Consider the following 16,278-nt stretch of genomic DNA (forward strand, 5'->3'; position numbering starts at 1 on the left):
TAGCGCGTTCGAAACACGAACACCCAGGCGACGAGGGCGGCCGACCTTACCCGCCGATCCACTTCTCGGTCGTGTCACCGGTGGACAGCAGCCAGAAGCACAGCGCGGTCGAGAAGCCGGTTCCGATTCCCATCGGGATCCGATATCTCGTTGTCCAAGTCTTTGGTGCGGGGTCGTCAGACTCGTCAATTTCGCTCACGACGCGAGCGTCACCGATTGGACGGGACTGACTGCTTCCGCCGGTCGAGTTCGGTCAGCATCGTGTCCGTCCTGCGGAGCACCCGAGGGATGACGATCAGGGAGGCGACCAGCATCGCGACGAAGAGGCCGGCGAAAATCCAGTAGAGCGGTTGTCCGGTCACTGCGAGCCAGATGGAGATGCCGGTCATCGGCACGTACAGCAGCGGTGCCGCCCATCGCAGTGGGCGGAACTGCTTCCGCTGGTGCTGCACTGCTCGGCGCCATCCGTCGATGTCTACGTCGGGTGGGACGACGGCGCGGCGGAGTGCGCGGCGGAAGCCTGGAGGCTGCAGGGCTGCGCCGTCACCTCGCCGCTGGCGAATGAGGAATATCGCCATCACGATGCCGTAGGCGGAACTCGGGATGGCAGAGAGGATGACTCGTTCGCCAGTGCTGAGCTCCGGCATCACGACGACCATCACCAGAAACCACAGGCCGCCGAACGCGACGGCAAGCACGAGCGCAGCCAGCCACCATGGCCACCGCCTCATCAACCCCATGCCAACAGCTTTCCAGGAAAGCTGACGAGCGGTTGGGGATTGCGGTCTTCAGGTGACATCAGTCTGACTTGGGGCGGTAGTGAAGTGCGATGGACCTAGCGGCTCGCCAAAGCCCATTCACTCGTCCCAGAAGCCGGTCGTTCATCGGTCGCGCCCCGGCGACCAACGGGGACGAGAAGTCCGCTGTCGCACAGAGGTGGTCCGCGGAGCGTCGCACTGACGGCGCGCCGAACGAACGCCCCGCCCGCCCCGCCCTACCGCCCGAGCAGCGGTTCCCGGGACGCCATCCCCGCCGCACCCGCACGCGCGACGGTGTCCGGCAGCGCCGCCAGGAACGCATCGACGTCCGCGTCCGTCGAGGTGTGCCCGAGCGTGATGCGGAGCGCCCCGCGGGCCTCGTCCTCGGTCAGCCCCATCGCGAGCAGGACATGCGACGCCTCCGGCACACCGGCCTGGCACGCGGACCCCGTGGACACGGCGACGCCGGCGGCGTCGAGGAGGAACAGGAGCGAGTCCCCCTCGCACCCTGGGAACGTGAAGTGCGCGTTGCCGGGCAGCCGGTCGATCGGGTCGCCCCGGAGGACCGCGGAGGGCACGGCGGACAGCACCCCGGCGATCAGCCGGTCACGGAGGGCCTGCACGGACGTGTGTGGTGCGGACGCGGCGACCCCGAACGCGATCGCCGCCGGTGCGTCCTGCGTGCCGCTCCGGACCTGCCGCTGCTGGCCACCGCCGTGGATGAGGGGCTCGACCGTGGCGCGGCGCCCGAGGACGAGCGCGCCGATCCCCACGGGCCCGCCGATCTTGTGCGCAGAGACGCTGAGGGCGTCGAGTCCGGAGTCGCGGAAGGACACCGGGACCTGCCCGTAGGCGGCGACCGCGTCGGAGTGCACGGGGACGCCGGCGGCGTGCGCCAGCTCCACGATCCTGGCGACCGGCTGGATGGTACCGACCTCGTTGTTGGCCCAGAGGAACGTGACCAGGGCGACGTCCGAGGCGGAGGCGAGCCGAGCCTCCAGGCCGGAGAGGTCGACGCGACCGTCCGCGTCCAACGGGACCACGTCGACGACTGCGCCGTCGTGGCGCTCCAGCCAGTCGACGGTGTCGACGGTGGCGTGGTGCTCCCCCGCCGCGACCACGATGCGGGGGCGTGGACGGTCCTGCTGGCGGGCCCAGAACAGGCCCTTGATGGCGAGGTTGATGCTCTCGGTGCCGCCGGAGGTGAAGACGATCTCGACGGGTTCGGCGTCGAGCGACGCGGCGACGCGGGCGCGGCCGTCCTCGAGCAGCATCTTCGCGCGCTGGCCGGCGCTGTGGATGGACGAGGGGTTGCCGACGGTCGCCAGGGCGTCGGTGAACGCGGCGAGCGCCTCGGGCAGGATCGGTGTCGTGGCAGCGTGGTCGAGGTAGACCGGCATGGGTACCCCCTTTTCGAGCGTTTTCAGGATACCCGCGGGTCCTCGTACTCTTGACGGATGCACGAGATCGCGATGGACATCGACCAGGGGCTCCGCCTCGGTGACGGTGCCGCGCACTTCGCGATGCGATCGGCCACCGCGACTTCGGCGACACTCGTCGTTGACGGACGCGGGTCCGTGACGCTCGAGCGGCTGCCGGAGACCGACGTGTGGACGGGGTCGCTCGAGGGCGTCCGCCCCGGGGACACGTACCACCTGCTCGTCGACGGGCCGTCGGGGCCACGGGACGACTTCGACCCGACGCGGCCGCTGCTCGACCCGTACGCGCGGGGCATCGTCCGGACGCCGACCGTGTCCGCGGACGCGGACCAGCACCAGCACCAGCACCAGGACCAGGACCAGCACCCGGGCAAGGACCAGGACAGGGACGAGGACCAGCACCAGGACGCCGCTCAGCGCTGGACGAGCGTCGTCGTGGACGACGCCTTCGACTGGGGCGACTCGGTGAAGCCCGTGGTCCCGCTCGACCGCGCCGTCGTGTACGAGGCGAACGTCCGCACCCTGACCGCCGCGAACCACGCGGTGCCGGAGCACCTCCGCGGCACGTACGCCGGCGTCGCGCACGAGAGCACCATCGCGCACCTGCAGCGCATCGGCGTCACGACGCTCGAGCTCCTCCCCGTGCACGCGTTCGACACCGAGCACTGGCTGCAGGACGCCGGGCGGGAGAACGCCTGGGGGTACAACACCCTCGGGTTCTTCGCGCCGCACGCCGCGCACGCCTCGGCCGATGCCCGGGCACGGGGAGCGGACGGGGTGCTCCGGGAGTTCAAGGGCATGGTCCGGCTCCTGCACGAGGCCGGCATCCAGGTCGTCCTCGACGTGGTCTACAACCACACCGCGGAAGAGGGGCTCGGCGGCCCGACGTCCTCGCTCCGCGGCATCGACGGCGCGAACCGGTACCGCTGGGCGTCCGACGACACGTACTTCGACACGACCGGCTGCGGCAACACCCTCGACACCTCGGTGGAGGCCACCGCGGACCTGGTCCTCGACAGCCTGCGGTACTGGGCGCGCGAGGTGCAGGTCGACGGCTTCCGGTTCGACCTGATGGCCGCACTCGCCCGCGACGCGTCGCACGTGTTCGACCCGGCGCACCCGCTGCTGGAACGCATCCGGCGGGATCCGGACCTGCAGGACGTCCTGGTCATCGCCGAGCCGTGGGACGTCGGGCCGGACGGGTGGCGCACGGGGTCATTCGGGCCGACCGGAGGCCCGGGCAGCGGCAGCGGCACCGGCACCGGCACCGGCTCCGAAAGCGGCTCCGGCTCCGGCACCAGCGAGTGGAACGACGGCTTCCGGAACACCGTCCGGCAGTTCTGGCTCACCGACATCGCGCAGGAGCGCCGCTCCGGGGTCCCCGGCTCCGGCATCGGCGCGCTCGCCGGCGCACTGACCGGGTCGCGGAGCATCTTCGGGGTCCCCCGCGGGCCGCTCGCGGGCGTGAACTTCGTGACCGCGCACGACGGCTTCACGCTGCACGACCTCACCGCGTACGACACCAAGCACAACGCGGCGAACGGCGAGGAGAACCGCGACGGGTCGAACGACAACCGCTCGTTCAACCACGGCGTCGAGGGCGAGACCGAGGACCGCGGCGTCCGTGCGGCACGGGGGCGGTCGATGCGGAACCTGCTCGGCACGCTCTTCCTCTCCGCCGGGATCCCGATGCTCACCGCGGGTGACGAGCGCAGCCGCACCCAGAACGGCAACAACAACGCGTACGTGGTCTCGGAGGACCTCACCCCGGTCGGCTGGTCCGACGACGAGGACGCCGAGGCGATGACGGAGACCGTCGCCGCACTCACGGCACTGCGTGCTGCGCACCCCGCGCTCCGGCCGTACCGGTACGGGGTCGACGGGCAGAGCACGCCGAGCGCTTCCCGGATGACCTGGTACGGGCCGGACGGCGGCCCCATGACGGGCGAGTGGTGGGACCAGCCGATCCACCGCGCCGTGCAGTGGTTCGTCGAGTCGACTCCGGAGCACGAGCCGTACGACCGGGTGCTCGTCGTGGTGCACGGCAGCGGTCGGACCCGTGACCTGGCCCTGCCGGTGCGGGACGACGTGCTCGCGTACCGCCTGGCGTGGTCGAGCGAGAAGCACCGCGACCACGACCGGCACCGGCCGGCCGGCACGGTGTTCACCGCCTACGGTCCCGGCATCCACGTCTTCGACGTCCTCTGACGCACGCCGCCCACCTTGGGTGCGGACGCGCGTCAACACCGGACGGGAGGCCCGGTGCCAGGCCGCCACGAGCCTCCCGTCCGGTGCGTGTGAGGCCCCACTGCCCCGACGAGTTGTCCACAGGTCGCCCGTTCCGGGGAACACGGAGGGCGCCGCCGGGTAGCGTCGGGTCCGTGGCCACCGCAGACCGACCCCGGCGTCCGAAGATCGGGCGCATCCCGATCACCGAACTCGCCCCGAGGACGCCGAACGGCTTCCCGGGCAAGGCGTTCGACGGCGAGGTGATCACGTTCGGCGCGACCGTCTTCCGAGAAGGACACGGCGTGATCGGCGCCGACCTCGTCCTCGAACGCCCCGACGGCGGCACCAGGACCGTCCCGCTGCGGCTCGTCGCCGAGGGCACCGACCGCTACGAAGCGACCGTGCAGGTCGACCACGTGGGGGTCTGGGCCTGGCACGTCGAGGCGTACTCCGACGACTGGGACACCTGGCTGCACGGAGCACGCCTGAAGATCGCGGCGGGCGTCGACACCGAAGCGACCCTGCTCGACGGTGCGGTCCTGCTCGACCGGCTCGCCACCGAGACCGACTCCCCCGCTGCCAGCCGTGCAGCGGCGCGCGTCCGCGACACCGACCTCGACCCCGCCGAGCGCCTCGCCGCCGTCGACGACCCCCGCATCACCGCCGAGGTCGAAGAAGCTCCGCTCACCTCGCTCCGCACGCACTCCCCCGTGCAGCTGCTCGACGTCGAGCGCACCCGCGCCGGCGTCGGCGCCTGGTACGAGTTCTTCCCCCGCAGCGAAGGCGCGAAGCGGAACGCGGACGGGTCCTGGAAGAGCGGCGACTTCCGCACCGCTGCCCGTCGTCTGCCCGGCGTGGCGCGGATGGGCTTCGACGTGGTCTACCTGCCGCCGATCCACCCGATCGGGCAGACCGCCCGCAAGGGGCCGAACAACACGCTCGACGCCGGACCGAACGACCCGGGCAGCCCGTGGGCGATCGGTTCGGCCGAAGGCGGCCACGACGCGATCCACCCGGACCTCGGCACCGAAGACGACTTCCGCGACTTCGTCGAGACGGCGAAGAACACCGGGATGGAAGTCGCCCTCGACTTCGCGCTGCAGTGCTCCCCCGACCACCCGTGGGTCACCGAGCACCCGGAGTGGTTCACCACCCGCGCCGACGGCTCCATCGCCACCGCGGAGAACCCGCCGAAGCGCTACCAGGACATCTACCCGATCCAGTTCGACACCGACCCGGAAGGGCTCGTGACGGAAGTCGAGCGGGTCCTGCGCCACTGGATCGACCTCGGCATCCGGATCTTCCGCGTCGACAACCCGCACACCAAGCCGCTGTGGTTCTGGGAGCGCGTCATCCGCGAGATCCGCGACGAGCACCCGGACACGGTGTTCCTCGCCGAGGCGTTCACCCGCCCGGCGATGATGCGGGCGCTCGCCGAAGCCGGGTTCCAGCAGTCGTACTCGTACTTCACGTGGCGGAACACCAAGGACGAGATCGCGGACTACTTCGACGAGCTCGCCCACGAGACCAGCGACTACCTCCGTCCGAACCTGTTCGTGAACACGCCGGACATCCTCACCGAGTACCTGCAGTTCGGCGGCCGTGCCGGCTACAAGGTGCGGGCCGCGCTCGCCGCGACGGGTGCTCCGACGTGGGGCATGTACTCCGGCTACGAGCTCTTCGAGGACGTCGCACGACCGGGCTCCGAAGAGAACATCGACAACGAGAAGTACGAGTACAAGCCGCGCGACTTCGCGCTCGCCGAAGCCGAAGGCGCGAGCCTGGCCCCGTACGTGACGATGCTGAACCGGCTCCGCTCCGCACACCCCGCACTCCGGCAGCTCCGGAACCTGCACGTGCACGAGAGCGACGACGACGCCATCGTCGTGTACTCCAAGCACCTCCCCGGACGGTTCATCCGCTCGGGCCGCGACGACACCGTGATCGTCGTCGCGAACGTCGACCCCCACTCCGCTCGGGAAGCCACCGTGCACCTCGACCTGACCGCGCTGGGGCTCGATCCCGAGCAGCAGTTCGACGTCCGCGACGTCGTGACCGGCGCCCGCTGGGTCTGGGGATCGTCGAACTACGTCCGCCTGGACGCATTCCAGGAGCCCGTGCACCTGCTCGTCGTGGAAGGACCGCACCGATGACCACCGACCCGAACGAGGCCGACCGGACCACACCCCGGGACCGCGGACAGGGGCCGAGCGTGCCGCCGGTCCAGCCGCCACCCCCGCCCGTCGCGGCGCGCCCGAGCTCGTCGGCGCCGACGCCCGCGCCGACCCCGGCGCCCCCGCGCGTCCCGGCGGCCACCGCGAAGCCCGCTCCGCGGACCGAACCGCGGACGTCGGCGCCCGGTGAGGACCTACCCGGTGCTCGCCTGCCGCGCCGTGAGGCACCGGACCGCGGCGTCGAGGAGTCGGCCACGCTCGCGGGGCACTCCCCCGACGCGGCGCACCCGCGGCACGTGAGCGACGCACCCGACGACCGCAGCGTCCCTGCGGAGCCGACCCGAGCCTCCGGCCCGACACCGACTCCTCCCTCTGCATCTGCCCCTGCGTCGGCTTCGGCCTCGGGCGAGCAGACCCACGCCGAGCCACGTCCCGCCCCCATCGAGGACTGGCTGCGCCAGGCCGTCGCGGAGGGCCGCTGGTCCCAGCCGCACGACGTCCTCGGCCCGCACCCCGTCGACGGCGGCACGAGCGTCCGCGTCGTCCGGCACCTGGCGCACGCCGTGCGCCTCGTCCGCCTGGACGGCGACGACATCGAGCTGACCCACGAGGGCGACGGCCTCTGGGCCGGCGCCACCGCCGAAGCACTCGGCCGGTACCGGGTCGAAGCGGACTACGACTACGACGAGACGACGGACACCGACGACGCCACGTGGACGACCGACGACGCGTACCGGTTCCCGCCGACGCTCGGTGAACTCGACCTGCACCTCTTCGGCGAAGGCCGGGACGAACAGCTCTGGCACCACCTCGGTGCGCACGTCCGCACGATGGACGGCGTCGACGGCGTGGCGTTCTCGGTCTGGGCACCCCGCGCCACCGCCGTCCGCGTGATCGGCGACTTCGAGGGCTGGGAAGGCCGCACCACCGCGATGCGCCGGCTCAGCGACCTCGGTGTCTGGGAGCTGTTCTGGCCCGGTGCGCTCGAGGGCCAGCGCTACAAGTTCCAGATCCTCACCGACAGCGGCTGGGTGGAGCGCGCCGACCCGTTCGCACGCCGCACCGAGGTGCCGCCGCTCACCGCCTCCGTGATCACCAGCTCGGACTACCAGTGGTCCGAGGGCGACCGGGCGTGGATGGAGCACCGCGCGAAGACGACCACGCACGACCGGCCGATGAGCGTCTACGAGGTCCACCTCGGCTCGTGGCGCCCGGGGCTCAGCTACCGCGAGGTCGCGGACCAGCTCATCGGGCACGTGCAGTACCTCGGGTTCACGCACATCGAGTTCCTGCCGCTCTCCGAGCACCCGTTCGGCGGCTCGTGGGGCTACCAGGTCACCGGGTACTACGCACCGACGGCCCGCTTCGGCTCCCCCGACGACCTCCGGTACCTCATCGACCGCCTGCACTCCGCGGGCATCGGCGTGATCATGGACTGGGTCCCCGGGCACTTCCCGAAGGACGAGTGGGCACTGGCGAAGTTCGACGGGCACGCCCTGTTCGAGCACCCGGACCCCCGCCGCGGCGAGCAGCTCGACTGGGGCACCTACGTGTTCGACTTCGGGCAGCCGCAGGTGCGGAACTTCCTGGTCGCGAACGCGCTGTACTGGATGGAGGAGTTCCACATCGACGGGCTCCGCGTGGACGCCGTCGCCTCGATCCTCTACCTCGACTACTCCCGGACCGACTGGCTGCCGAACATCCACGGCGGCCGCGAGTACCTCGAGGCGATCTCGTTCCTGCAGGAGACCAACGCCACCGCGTACAAGCGCTACCCCGGCATCGTGATGATCGCCGAGGAGAGCACCTCGTGGCCGGGGGTCACCCAGCCGACGAGTGCCGGCGGGCTCGGCTTCGGCCAGAAGTGGAACATGGGGTGGATGCACGACTCGCTCGAGTACGTGCAGCGCGACCCCGCGTACCGCGCGTACCACCACGACGAGCTGACGTTCTCGTTCGTGTACGCGTTCAGTGAGCAGTTCACGCTGCCGATCAGCCACGACGAGGTCGTGCACGGCAAGGGCTCGCTCTACGGCAAGATGCCCGGCGACGAGTGGCAGAAGCTCGCGAACGTCCGGGCGTACCTGGCGTTCATGTGGGCGCACCCCGGCAAGCAGCTGCTCTTCATGGGGCAGGAGTTCGCGCAGATCTCGGAGTGGTCCGAGGCCAGCGGGCTCGACTGGTGGCACCTCGACGACCCGGGCCACCGTGGCGTGCAGGACCTCGTCGCCGCGCTGAACCGGGTGTACAAGGACACGCCGGCGCTCTGGACGCACGACTCCACGGCCGACGGCTTCGAGTGGATCGAGGGCGGCGACGCTCCGCACTCCACGATCGGGTTCCTCCGGAAGACCGGGGACGAGCGGCTCGCGGTGTTCGTGAACTTCTCCGGCGTGCCGGTCGAGCGACGCTTCGGGCTGCCGGTCGCCGGGCAGTGGCAAGAGGTGCTCAACACGGACGCCGCCGAGTACGGCGGGTCCGGGGTCGGGAACCTCGGGGTCGTCACCGCCGAGGACACCCCGTGGGCCGGACGCCCGGCGTCGGCGCACCTCGTGGTGCCGCCGCTCGGCGCGGTCTGGCTGAAGTTGACGCGGTAGTCGCGACCCCTCCACGGACGGGAGGCCCGGTGCCAGCTGGCACCGGGCCTCCCGTCCGGTACCGGGCTGCCGTCCGGTACAGGGCTCCCGTCCGGTACGGAAAAGCGACAGTGCCCACGCGGATCCCGCGTGGGCACTGTCGCTTTCCGGGACTCCTAGTAGAGCGCGCTCGCGAGTCGGCGGCGCGCCGCCACGACCCGCGGGTCCTCCGCACCGATCAGCTCGAAGTACTCGACGAGCCGGACGCGGAGTGCTTCGCGGTCCTCGCCGAACACCGTCGGGACCAGGTCGAGCAGCCGCCCGAAGGCGTCCTCGACGTGGCCGCCGCTGATGTCCAGGTCGGCGACGGCGAGCTGCGCCGACACGTCCGTCGGTGCTGCACCCGCGGCGCTCCGGATCTCGTCCGCGGTCCGGCCGTTCAGCCGGTCGAGCAGCGAGACCTGCGCGAGCCCCGCGACGGCCATCTGGTCGTGCGGGTCCTGCGCGATCGCGGTCTTGTACTCCTGGATCGCGGTGGCGTAGTCGCCCTGCTCGATCGCGTCGTACGCGGCCTGGTGGTGCGGCGGGAGCGGTTCCGGCTCGGGCTCGCCCTGCTCGGCGCCTTCGGCCGGGGCGGCAGCGCCGTCCACGGTCACGCGACCGGAGACACCGTTCTGCTCGGCGGCCTGGAGCACCTGCTCGTAGACGTCGCGGACCTGTGCCTCGGGGAGCGCGCCGACGAAGAGTCCGAGCGGGCGACCGCCGATGAGCGCCGCGACGGTCGGGATCGACTGCGCCTGGAACGCCTGGACGAGCTGCGGGTTCGTGTCCGCGTCGACCTTGGCGAGCACGACGCGGCCCGCGTACTCCTCGGTGAGCTGCTCGAGGATCGGCGAGAGCTGCTTGCACGGCCCGCACCACTCGGCCCAGATGTCCACGATGACGGGGACGATGGTCGAGAGCTGCAGGACGTCCTGGAAGGTGTCGTCCGTGATGTCGACGACGAGCGACGGGACGGTGACGTCCGCGCCGGTCTCGGATCCGGGGCCGGACGGGGCGCCACCGGGGCCGCCGGCAGCACCGGAGGCGCCGCCGGGCTGCTGCTGTGCTGCCGGTCGCTGCGCACGGTCGACCAGGGATGACAGGTCGACGGCTCCGCGGAGTCCGGACGGGGTCGGGGGGACGTTCGTCATTGCACCTCACTCGCTGCGGTCAGGCCCTGCGTGAACCCGAGCAGGACTATCTTGTCGTCCGACCCGACGGCCGGCACGGAGAAGAGCAGCTGGACGCCGTACGTGGCGCTCACGCCCTTCTTGCTGGAGTCGACACCGGAGAGGGCCTTCACGGCACCCTCGGTGTTCACCTCGGCGCCGGACGCGGTCGGGGTGACCTTCTCGATCTCGTTCAGGTTCACCGAGACGAGGGCGCCGGCGCCGTTCGTCGCGAGGGCGATCGCGGTGTCCTCGGGCGACTCGGACGAGTACTCGATCTTCGCGGTGTCCGGCAGCGACGCGGACTTCTTGTCCTTGTACGCCTTGCCGATCTTCTCGCGGAGGTCGTCGCCCTCGGCCTGGAAGAGGTCTGCGTACTCGCTGTCGGTGTCCTTCGAGAGGATGTCGCCGTAGGCGGGTGCCACCTGGTCGGGCGCGAGCGCGAGGAGCTTCGTGTCGGACGCGAGCTGCGCCGTGCCGATCGACACCGGGGCGACGGACGGCAGCTTGGCGTCGGCCTCGAGGGAGACGTCGTACATGACCTTGTAGTCGTCGCGGGCGGACTCCTGCACGAGCGTCAACGCCTGCGGCGCGGTCTTCGCGTCGTCGGGGTCGGACGCCACGACGAACACCGTGCGCGGCCAGCTGTCGGTCTGCTGCGGCAGCGACACCGAGATGTCGGACGCCGAGATCGCCGGCGGGGCGTCGACGTCGGTGTCCTTCGCGCGGATCGCGTAGTTGGCCTTGCGGAGCTCGAGCGCCGGTCCCGTGAAGCGGGTCTCGGCGAGCGTGGAGTCACGGTCGGCGTCCGCCTTCGTGGCGACGGCGGCGACGCGGGTCACCACGCGGCTGATCTGCTGCCGGGTGGCTGCGGTCGGCTCGGCCTGCTCGGCGGCTCCCGTGGCGGAGGCCGTCGGGGTCGGGGTCGCCGAATCGGCGCCACCGCCCTGCGGCCAGTACTCGGACGAGCACCCGGTCAGGGCCAGTGCACCGACGAGGACCACCGGGACGGCGATCATCGAGCGGCGGCCGCGACGGGACCGCGACGGGACCTGCGCACCGGCGGCGGCTGCACGGCGCGAGGCACGCACGCGCGGCGGACGGGTGCCACCGCTCCGACGACGCGGTCCGCGGGAGCGCCGCTGGTGCAGGAACGCCCAGATCAGCAGGGCGATCCCGCCGAGGACGAAGACCCCGCCGGCGGTCATCAGCGGGCCGACCGAGGGGGTCGCGGTGTCACGCGGCCAGGTCACCGAGACGTCGGCCGGAGCGGCGGACTTGCCGTCGCCCACGATGATCACCGAGGTGTCCGCGGGCAGACGCACCGTGAACTGCCCGGCGCCGTCGTACTCCTGGTACCAGAGGTCGCTGCCCTTCGGGTCCGGGACGGTCGACTCGCTGCCGGTCGTCTTCGCGACGAGCTTCGACGTGTCGGCGTCGTAGCGGAGCGTGTTGTGCTCCGCGTCACCGACCCACGCCGTGACGTCGGAGGTCTTGCCGTAGGCCGCGAACACCGTGCCGGAACCGGCGATGTTGATCCGCTGGTACCCCGGGTTCGCGTTGAGGACGGTGCCCGGGATGACGGTCACCGGCGCCTTCGTGGTCGTGGAGGACTGCGCGACGATGGACGACGGTGGGGCGAACACGGTCCGCTGTGCCACACCGAGGCCGACGAGCAGCAACCCGATGACGAAGGCGACGATCGCCAGGACGAATCGCACGGATCTCTCTCCCTCCGCGCCGGGGTGGGGGAATCGGCGCGCGAATCAACGGCCCAGGATACGCGAGAGACGCTGGGTGGCGCATCCCGGGGCACTTTCCACAGGCTCAGACGCGGCCCGAGCGGCACCACTACACTCGACGCGCGGGCGGCACCGAGCCGTCCGGAGGAGCAGCGGGAGCGACACGTGGCGAACGACGAGGCAGAGTTCGGGACCGAGATGCGGGGGTACCGCAAGGACGACGTGGACCGCGCTCTGAACGACCTGCGTCGCGAGCTCATCAAGTCGAACAACGACCGAGCGGAAGCCGCGAAGGAGATCCGTCTCCTGCAGACCCGTCTCACCGACGTGCAGGCCGAGCTCGACGAAGCCGGCACCCCCACCTACAGCGGACTCGGCACACGCCTCGAGTCCACGCTCCGCGTCGCAGAAGAACAGTCCACCCGGCTGATCAGCCAGGCCGACATCGACGCACAGCGCCTCCGTGCCTCCAGCCGCGCCGAGGCCGACCGCACCGTCCGCGAAGCCACCGAAGAAGCACGCGAGACCCTCGAAGACGCCCGCACCCGCGCGACGAACGAACTCGCCCGTGCCCGCGCCGAGTCCGCCGACACCGTCGAGCGCGCCCGCGCCGAAGCCGGCATGCTCACGCAGGACGCCCGGAACGAAGCCGCCGCCATCCGCGGTGCCGCCGTGACCGAAGCCGCAGAGACCCGCTCGGTCGCGATCCGTGACACGAACGCCCTCCGTGCCGGTGTCGAGCACGAGGTCGCCGAGCTCCGCGAACTCGCCCAGCGCGAAGCTGCGGACGCCCGGAGCGCCGCCGCGGACCTCGACCGCGAGACCGAGCACCGTCGCAGCGTCTTCGATGCCGACCACGCCCGACGCGTGGACGACCTCGACCGCGACGAACGCACCCGCCGCGAAGCCCTCGACCGCGAGATCACCGACGGTCGCGCCGCGTGGGAGCACGAGCACGCCGAGCGCAGCCGCGCCCTCGAGCTCGAGATCGCGACCGGGCGCGCGGACCTCGCCGCAGAGGTCGATGGCCGCCGCGCGGAACTCGACGCCGAACTCGCCGACCGCAGCCGACTCCTCGACGAGGAACTCGCCGCCGCCCGCGCCGAGTGGGACCGTGAGCTGGCGTCCGCCCGCACCGCGCTCGCGCAGGAGATCGAAGCCGCTCGCGCGCAGCTCCGCGTCGATGCCGAGCAGACGGCCGCCGAGAACGAGCGCCTGTCGCAGGAGACCGCGGACCGGATCGCCCGCGAGACCGCGGAGCACCGCAGCCGCATCGAGCGGGAGCGCGCCGAGGCCCTCGCCGCCGCCGAACGCGCCGCTCAGGACCACGACGCCGAGCTCGCCGCCCGGCGGGAGCGCGAGCACGCCGAGGTCGACACCGAGATCGCCGACCGCCGCAGCACCGAACTCGGCGCCCTCGAAGCCGAGCGCACCGCCCTCCGTCAGGAGATCGACACCGCGCGCGCCGACCTCGCCAAGGAACGCGACGAGGTCCGCGCCGAGATCGCCCGGGAGCGCGACGAAGCCCGCACGACCCTCGAGTCCGAGCTCGCCGGCCGCCGCGACGACGCCGAGCAGGACTACCTGCAGAAGCACCACGAGACGGTCACCGAGACGCAGAAGTACCTGGACGAGGCGAACCTGCAGCTCGCGGAGGCCACCCGCCGCGCGACCGAGGCCCGGGAGCGTGCCGAGCGCCTGCAGCAAGAGGCGAACGACCTCGAGCGCACCAGCACCGCGGACGCCGAGGAGCACGCGCGCACCGTCCTGCACGAGGCGAACGAGCGCGCGCACCGCATCGTCGCCGAAGCCGAGGAGCGCACGGCAGAGCAGATCGCCGAGGCGGAGGACCGCCTCGCCGCGATCCGCACCGAGCGCGAAGCGGTCGCCGGGTACCTCGAGAACCTCCGGGGCGTGCTGTCGCATGCCGCAGGGGTCGTCGACGACTCCCCGGCCGGGGTGGACGCCACCAACTCCTGAGACGGATCCGGTCGGGAGGCCCGTGACGCGCCTCCAGACCGGGTCACCGCGCTCAGACGGCCGGTTCCGGGCGCACACGCGGCCCGGAGCAGGGTCTCAGCGCGGCCAGTCGGTCGGCAGCGGTGCGCTGCCCGGGACCACCAGGTCGGCGATCGCGTCGAGCACGACGCGGACGTAGCGCTCCCCCACCCAGAGGTGCTTCGCACCGGCCACGGGGACGACCCGGACGTTCGGTGCGAGCGCGAAACGCCGTGCTGCCTCCGCCGGCTGCAGGAAGTCGTCGTGCTCGGGGACCAGCGCCACGACCGGGACCGACACCGCGGCCCAGCGGGCGAGCTCGTCGTCCGTGGTGCGGTGCAGGGGTGGCGACAGCAGGACGACCCCGGCAACGGTACCGGCGTCGACGTGCTCGAGCGCGTGCTTGAGGATGACCTCGGTGCCGAAGGACCAGCCGACGAGCCACGGGGTCGGCAATCCGCGGTCGACGACGTCGGTGACCGCGGCGCGGAGGTCGAAGCCCTCCGAGACCCCCTCACCGAAGGTGCCCTCGGACGTGCCTCGGGGTGAGGACACCGAGCGGAAGTTGAAGCGGAGCACCGCGATGTCCGCGAGTTCCGGCAGCCGCGCGGCGGCCTTCTTCAGGACGTGCGAGTCCATGAAGCCCTGCGCGGTGGGGAGCGGGTGCAGCGTGACGATCGTGCCGCGGGCAGGGCGATCAAGCGGCTCGGCGAGCTCCCCGACGAGGGTCAGGTGGTCGTCGGTGATGAGCTCGATGTCGGTGCGACGGGCCGGCAGGACGGTGGCGGAGCGGATCTCCGTGTCGGGCCCGTCGGTCGGGGTCTCCTCACCGGTCATGCGGTCCTCCAGCAGTGGGTGTGCCAGTGGCGGCGGGACGCGAGGTCGGCGGCATCGCCCAGGACCCCGTCGGTGCGCCAGACCACGACGTGCGCGACGCCGGGCAGCACGGCACCGCCGCAGCCCGGGCAGACGTACTCCTTCTGCGCCGACGCGGCGGAGATCGGCTGCACGGCGTACTCGCGCCCACGACGAACCTCGGTCCGCTTCCACCCGCTCATCAGGCGGTCGAGGCCGGATTCCTCGGGGCCAGGGGTCGCGACGCGACGATCGTCGACCCGACCACGCGGACGCCGCGGCCGGTTGCTGCGCGGCATCCGGAACCGCCGATCAGTACCAGTTGAAGGACTGGCTGTGACCCCAGGCGCCACACGGGGTGCCGTAGACGCCGGAGATGTAGTTGAGACCCCACGTGATCTGCGTGGCGGGGTTCGTCTGCCAGTCGGCGCCGGCCGAGGCCATCTTGCTGCCCGGCAGTGCCTGCGGGATGCCGTACGCGCCGCTCGGGTTGTAGGCGTTCACGCGCCAGCCCGACTCCTTGTTCCACAGGGAGACGAGGCAGTTGTACTGGTCGGTCCCCCAGCCGCGTGCGGTGACGAGCTGGAGTGCGATGGCCTGCGCGCTGCCCGGGTCCGGGGTCGCTGCGACGGCGGCGATGCTGTTCGACGCGGTGACCGTGGTCTTGGCCGCGGTGCTGTCGGTCGCGGTGTCGGCGTCATCGGTCGCAGTGACGGCGGGCTTGACGACCTTCGGCGCCGGCTTCGTGATGTCGTAGCCGTCGCGGGTGACGTCGAACGCGGCGTAGGTGCCGTGCGCGGTGTACTGCTGCGGGACCGCGGGGGCCTTCGTCAGGACGGGCGTGGAGACCGCGGCCTGCGCGACGTCCGCCTGCAGCGGGTTGAAGAGCGAACCGCCGACGAAGCCGAACACGGCGAAGAAGGAGAGCGCGGGGATCGTGGCGCGCTTGCGCATGAAACCGTTGAGCCCCCGCTCGGAGACCGGCTTGAGGGCCTTCGGCGCGGTGGTGCGGGCGACGCTCGCGCGGCGCTGCTTCACGATGCGCGGGTCAGCGGGCGTCGCCGGAGCGAGTTCGACCTGCGGACTGACGCGGTTCTCCGCGACGGACTTGGGAGCGACGTTCCCGGGTGCCGGCATCGTCGCCGTCGGGTTCGTCTGAGCAACCGAGGTGTCCGCGGTGCGGATTCGGTTCTGTGCCGCGCGGCGTTCGCTGACCACGGGGTGGTCGAACTGCTGCCGGGTTGCGCGGTCGGATCGAATGTCTGCCGTGTGCCTGCCCATGAGTCCGTCCAGGAT

11 protein-coding genes are annotated in these 16,278 nt (G+C 71.7%); 4 read left to right on the plus strand and 7 right to left on the minus strand.

Going from position 1 to position 16,278, the window contains the following annotated elements; translation table 11 throughout:
- Positions 1-209: 209 nt before the first annotated feature.
- Entirely contained in the window at positions 210-698 is a 489-nt protein-coding gene (locus tag EDF27_RS15280) for a hypothetical protein (RefSeq protein ID WP_165931522.1), read from the minus strand.
- A gap of 296 nt (positions 699-994) precedes the next feature.
- Positions 995-2,158, minus strand: coding sequence for a cysteine desulfurase family protein (locus tag EDF27_RS15285; protein WP_132049743.1), 1,164 nt, complete (start codon positions 2,156-2,158; stop codon positions 995-997).
- 57 nt (positions 2,159-2,215) lie between these two features.
- Here EDF27_RS15285 and EDF27_RS15290 point away from each other — a divergent pair, with 57 nt between their 5' ends.
- The 3 genes from EDF27_RS15290 (at position 2,216) to glgB (ending at position 9,197) form a co-directional block, all read left to right on the plus strand.
- Complete coding sequence (locus tag EDF27_RS15290) at positions 2,216-4,405, plus strand: glycogen debranching enzyme (RefSeq protein WP_132049745.1); 2,190 nt, start codon at positions 2,216-2,218, stop codon at positions 4,403-4,405.
- A 173-nt stretch (positions 4,406-4,578) separates the two neighbouring features.
- Positions 4,579-6,579, plus strand: coding sequence for an alpha-1,4-glucan--maltose-1-phosphate maltosyltransferase (locus EDF27_RS15295; RefSeq protein WP_243698379.1), 2,001 nt, complete (start codon positions 4,579-4,581; stop codon positions 6,577-6,579).
- Positions 6,576-9,197: a 1,4-alpha-glucan branching protein GlgB gene (gene glgB, locus EDF27_RS15300; protein ID WP_243698380.1), complete on the plus strand. Its 2,622-nt coding sequence runs from the start codon at positions 6,576-6,578 to the stop codon at positions 9,195-9,197. Before EDF27_RS15295 ends, glgB begins: the two co-directional genes overlap by 4 nt.
- A 155-nt stretch (positions 9,198-9,352) precedes the next feature.
- On the opposite strand, the gene EDF27_RS15305 is transcribed toward glgB, so the two are convergent.
- The gene (locus tag EDF27_RS15305) at positions 9,353-10,369 is read right to left on the minus strand and encodes a tetratricopeptide repeat protein (protein ID WP_132049747.1); all 1,017 of its coding nucleotides are present in this window, start codon (positions 10,367-10,369) and stop codon (positions 9,353-9,355) included.
- Positions 10,366-12,108 carry a hypothetical protein gene (locus EDF27_RS19785; RefSeq protein WP_165931523.1) on the minus strand — a complete coding sequence of 581 codons (1,743 nt, stop codon included), beginning with the start codon at positions 12,106-12,108 and terminating at the stop codon, positions 10,366-10,368. The genes EDF27_RS15305 and EDF27_RS19785 overlap by 4 nt, the downstream gene beginning before the upstream one ends.
- Before the next feature lie 186 nt (positions 12,109-12,294).
- Between EDF27_RS19785 and EDF27_RS15320 the strand changes: the two genes are divergently transcribed.
- Positions 12,295-14,109, plus strand: a complete 1,815-nt coding sequence (locus EDF27_RS15320; protein WP_132049751.1) for a hypothetical protein — start codon at positions 12,295-12,297, stop codon at positions 14,107-14,109.
- Between the two features lie 96 nt (positions 14,110-14,205).
- Here the strand turns inward: EDF27_RS15320 and EDF27_RS15325 are convergent, their stop codons facing one another.
- Genes EDF27_RS15325 through EDF27_RS15335 form a run of 3 tightly spaced genes read right to left on the minus strand, consistent with a single transcriptional unit; the run spans position 14,206 to position 16,263 of the window.
- On the minus strand, positions 14,206-14,964 hold the full coding sequence (locus EDF27_RS15325; protein WP_132049753.1) for an alpha/beta family hydrolase: 759 nt from the start codon (positions 14,962-14,964) through the stop codon (positions 14,206-14,208).
- Complete coding sequence (locus tag EDF27_RS15330; protein ID WP_132049755.1) at positions 14,961-15,281, minus strand: hypothetical protein; 321 nt, start codon at positions 15,279-15,281, stop codon at positions 14,961-14,963. Before EDF27_RS15330 ends, EDF27_RS15325 begins: the two co-directional genes overlap by 4 nt.
- A gap of 13 nt (positions 15,282-15,294) precedes the next feature.
- The gene (locus EDF27_RS15335) at positions 15,295-16,263 is read right to left on the minus strand and encodes a lytic transglycosylase domain-containing protein (protein WP_243698381.1); all 969 of its coding nucleotides are present in this window, start codon (positions 16,261-16,263) and stop codon (positions 15,295-15,297) included.
- Positions 16,264-16,278: the final 15 nt, after the last annotated feature.

The sequence above is a fragment of the Curtobacterium sp. PhB136 genome (assembly GCF_004346855.1).
Taxonomy (GTDB): Bacteria; Actinomycetota; Actinomycetes; order Actinomycetales; family Microbacteriaceae; genus Curtobacterium.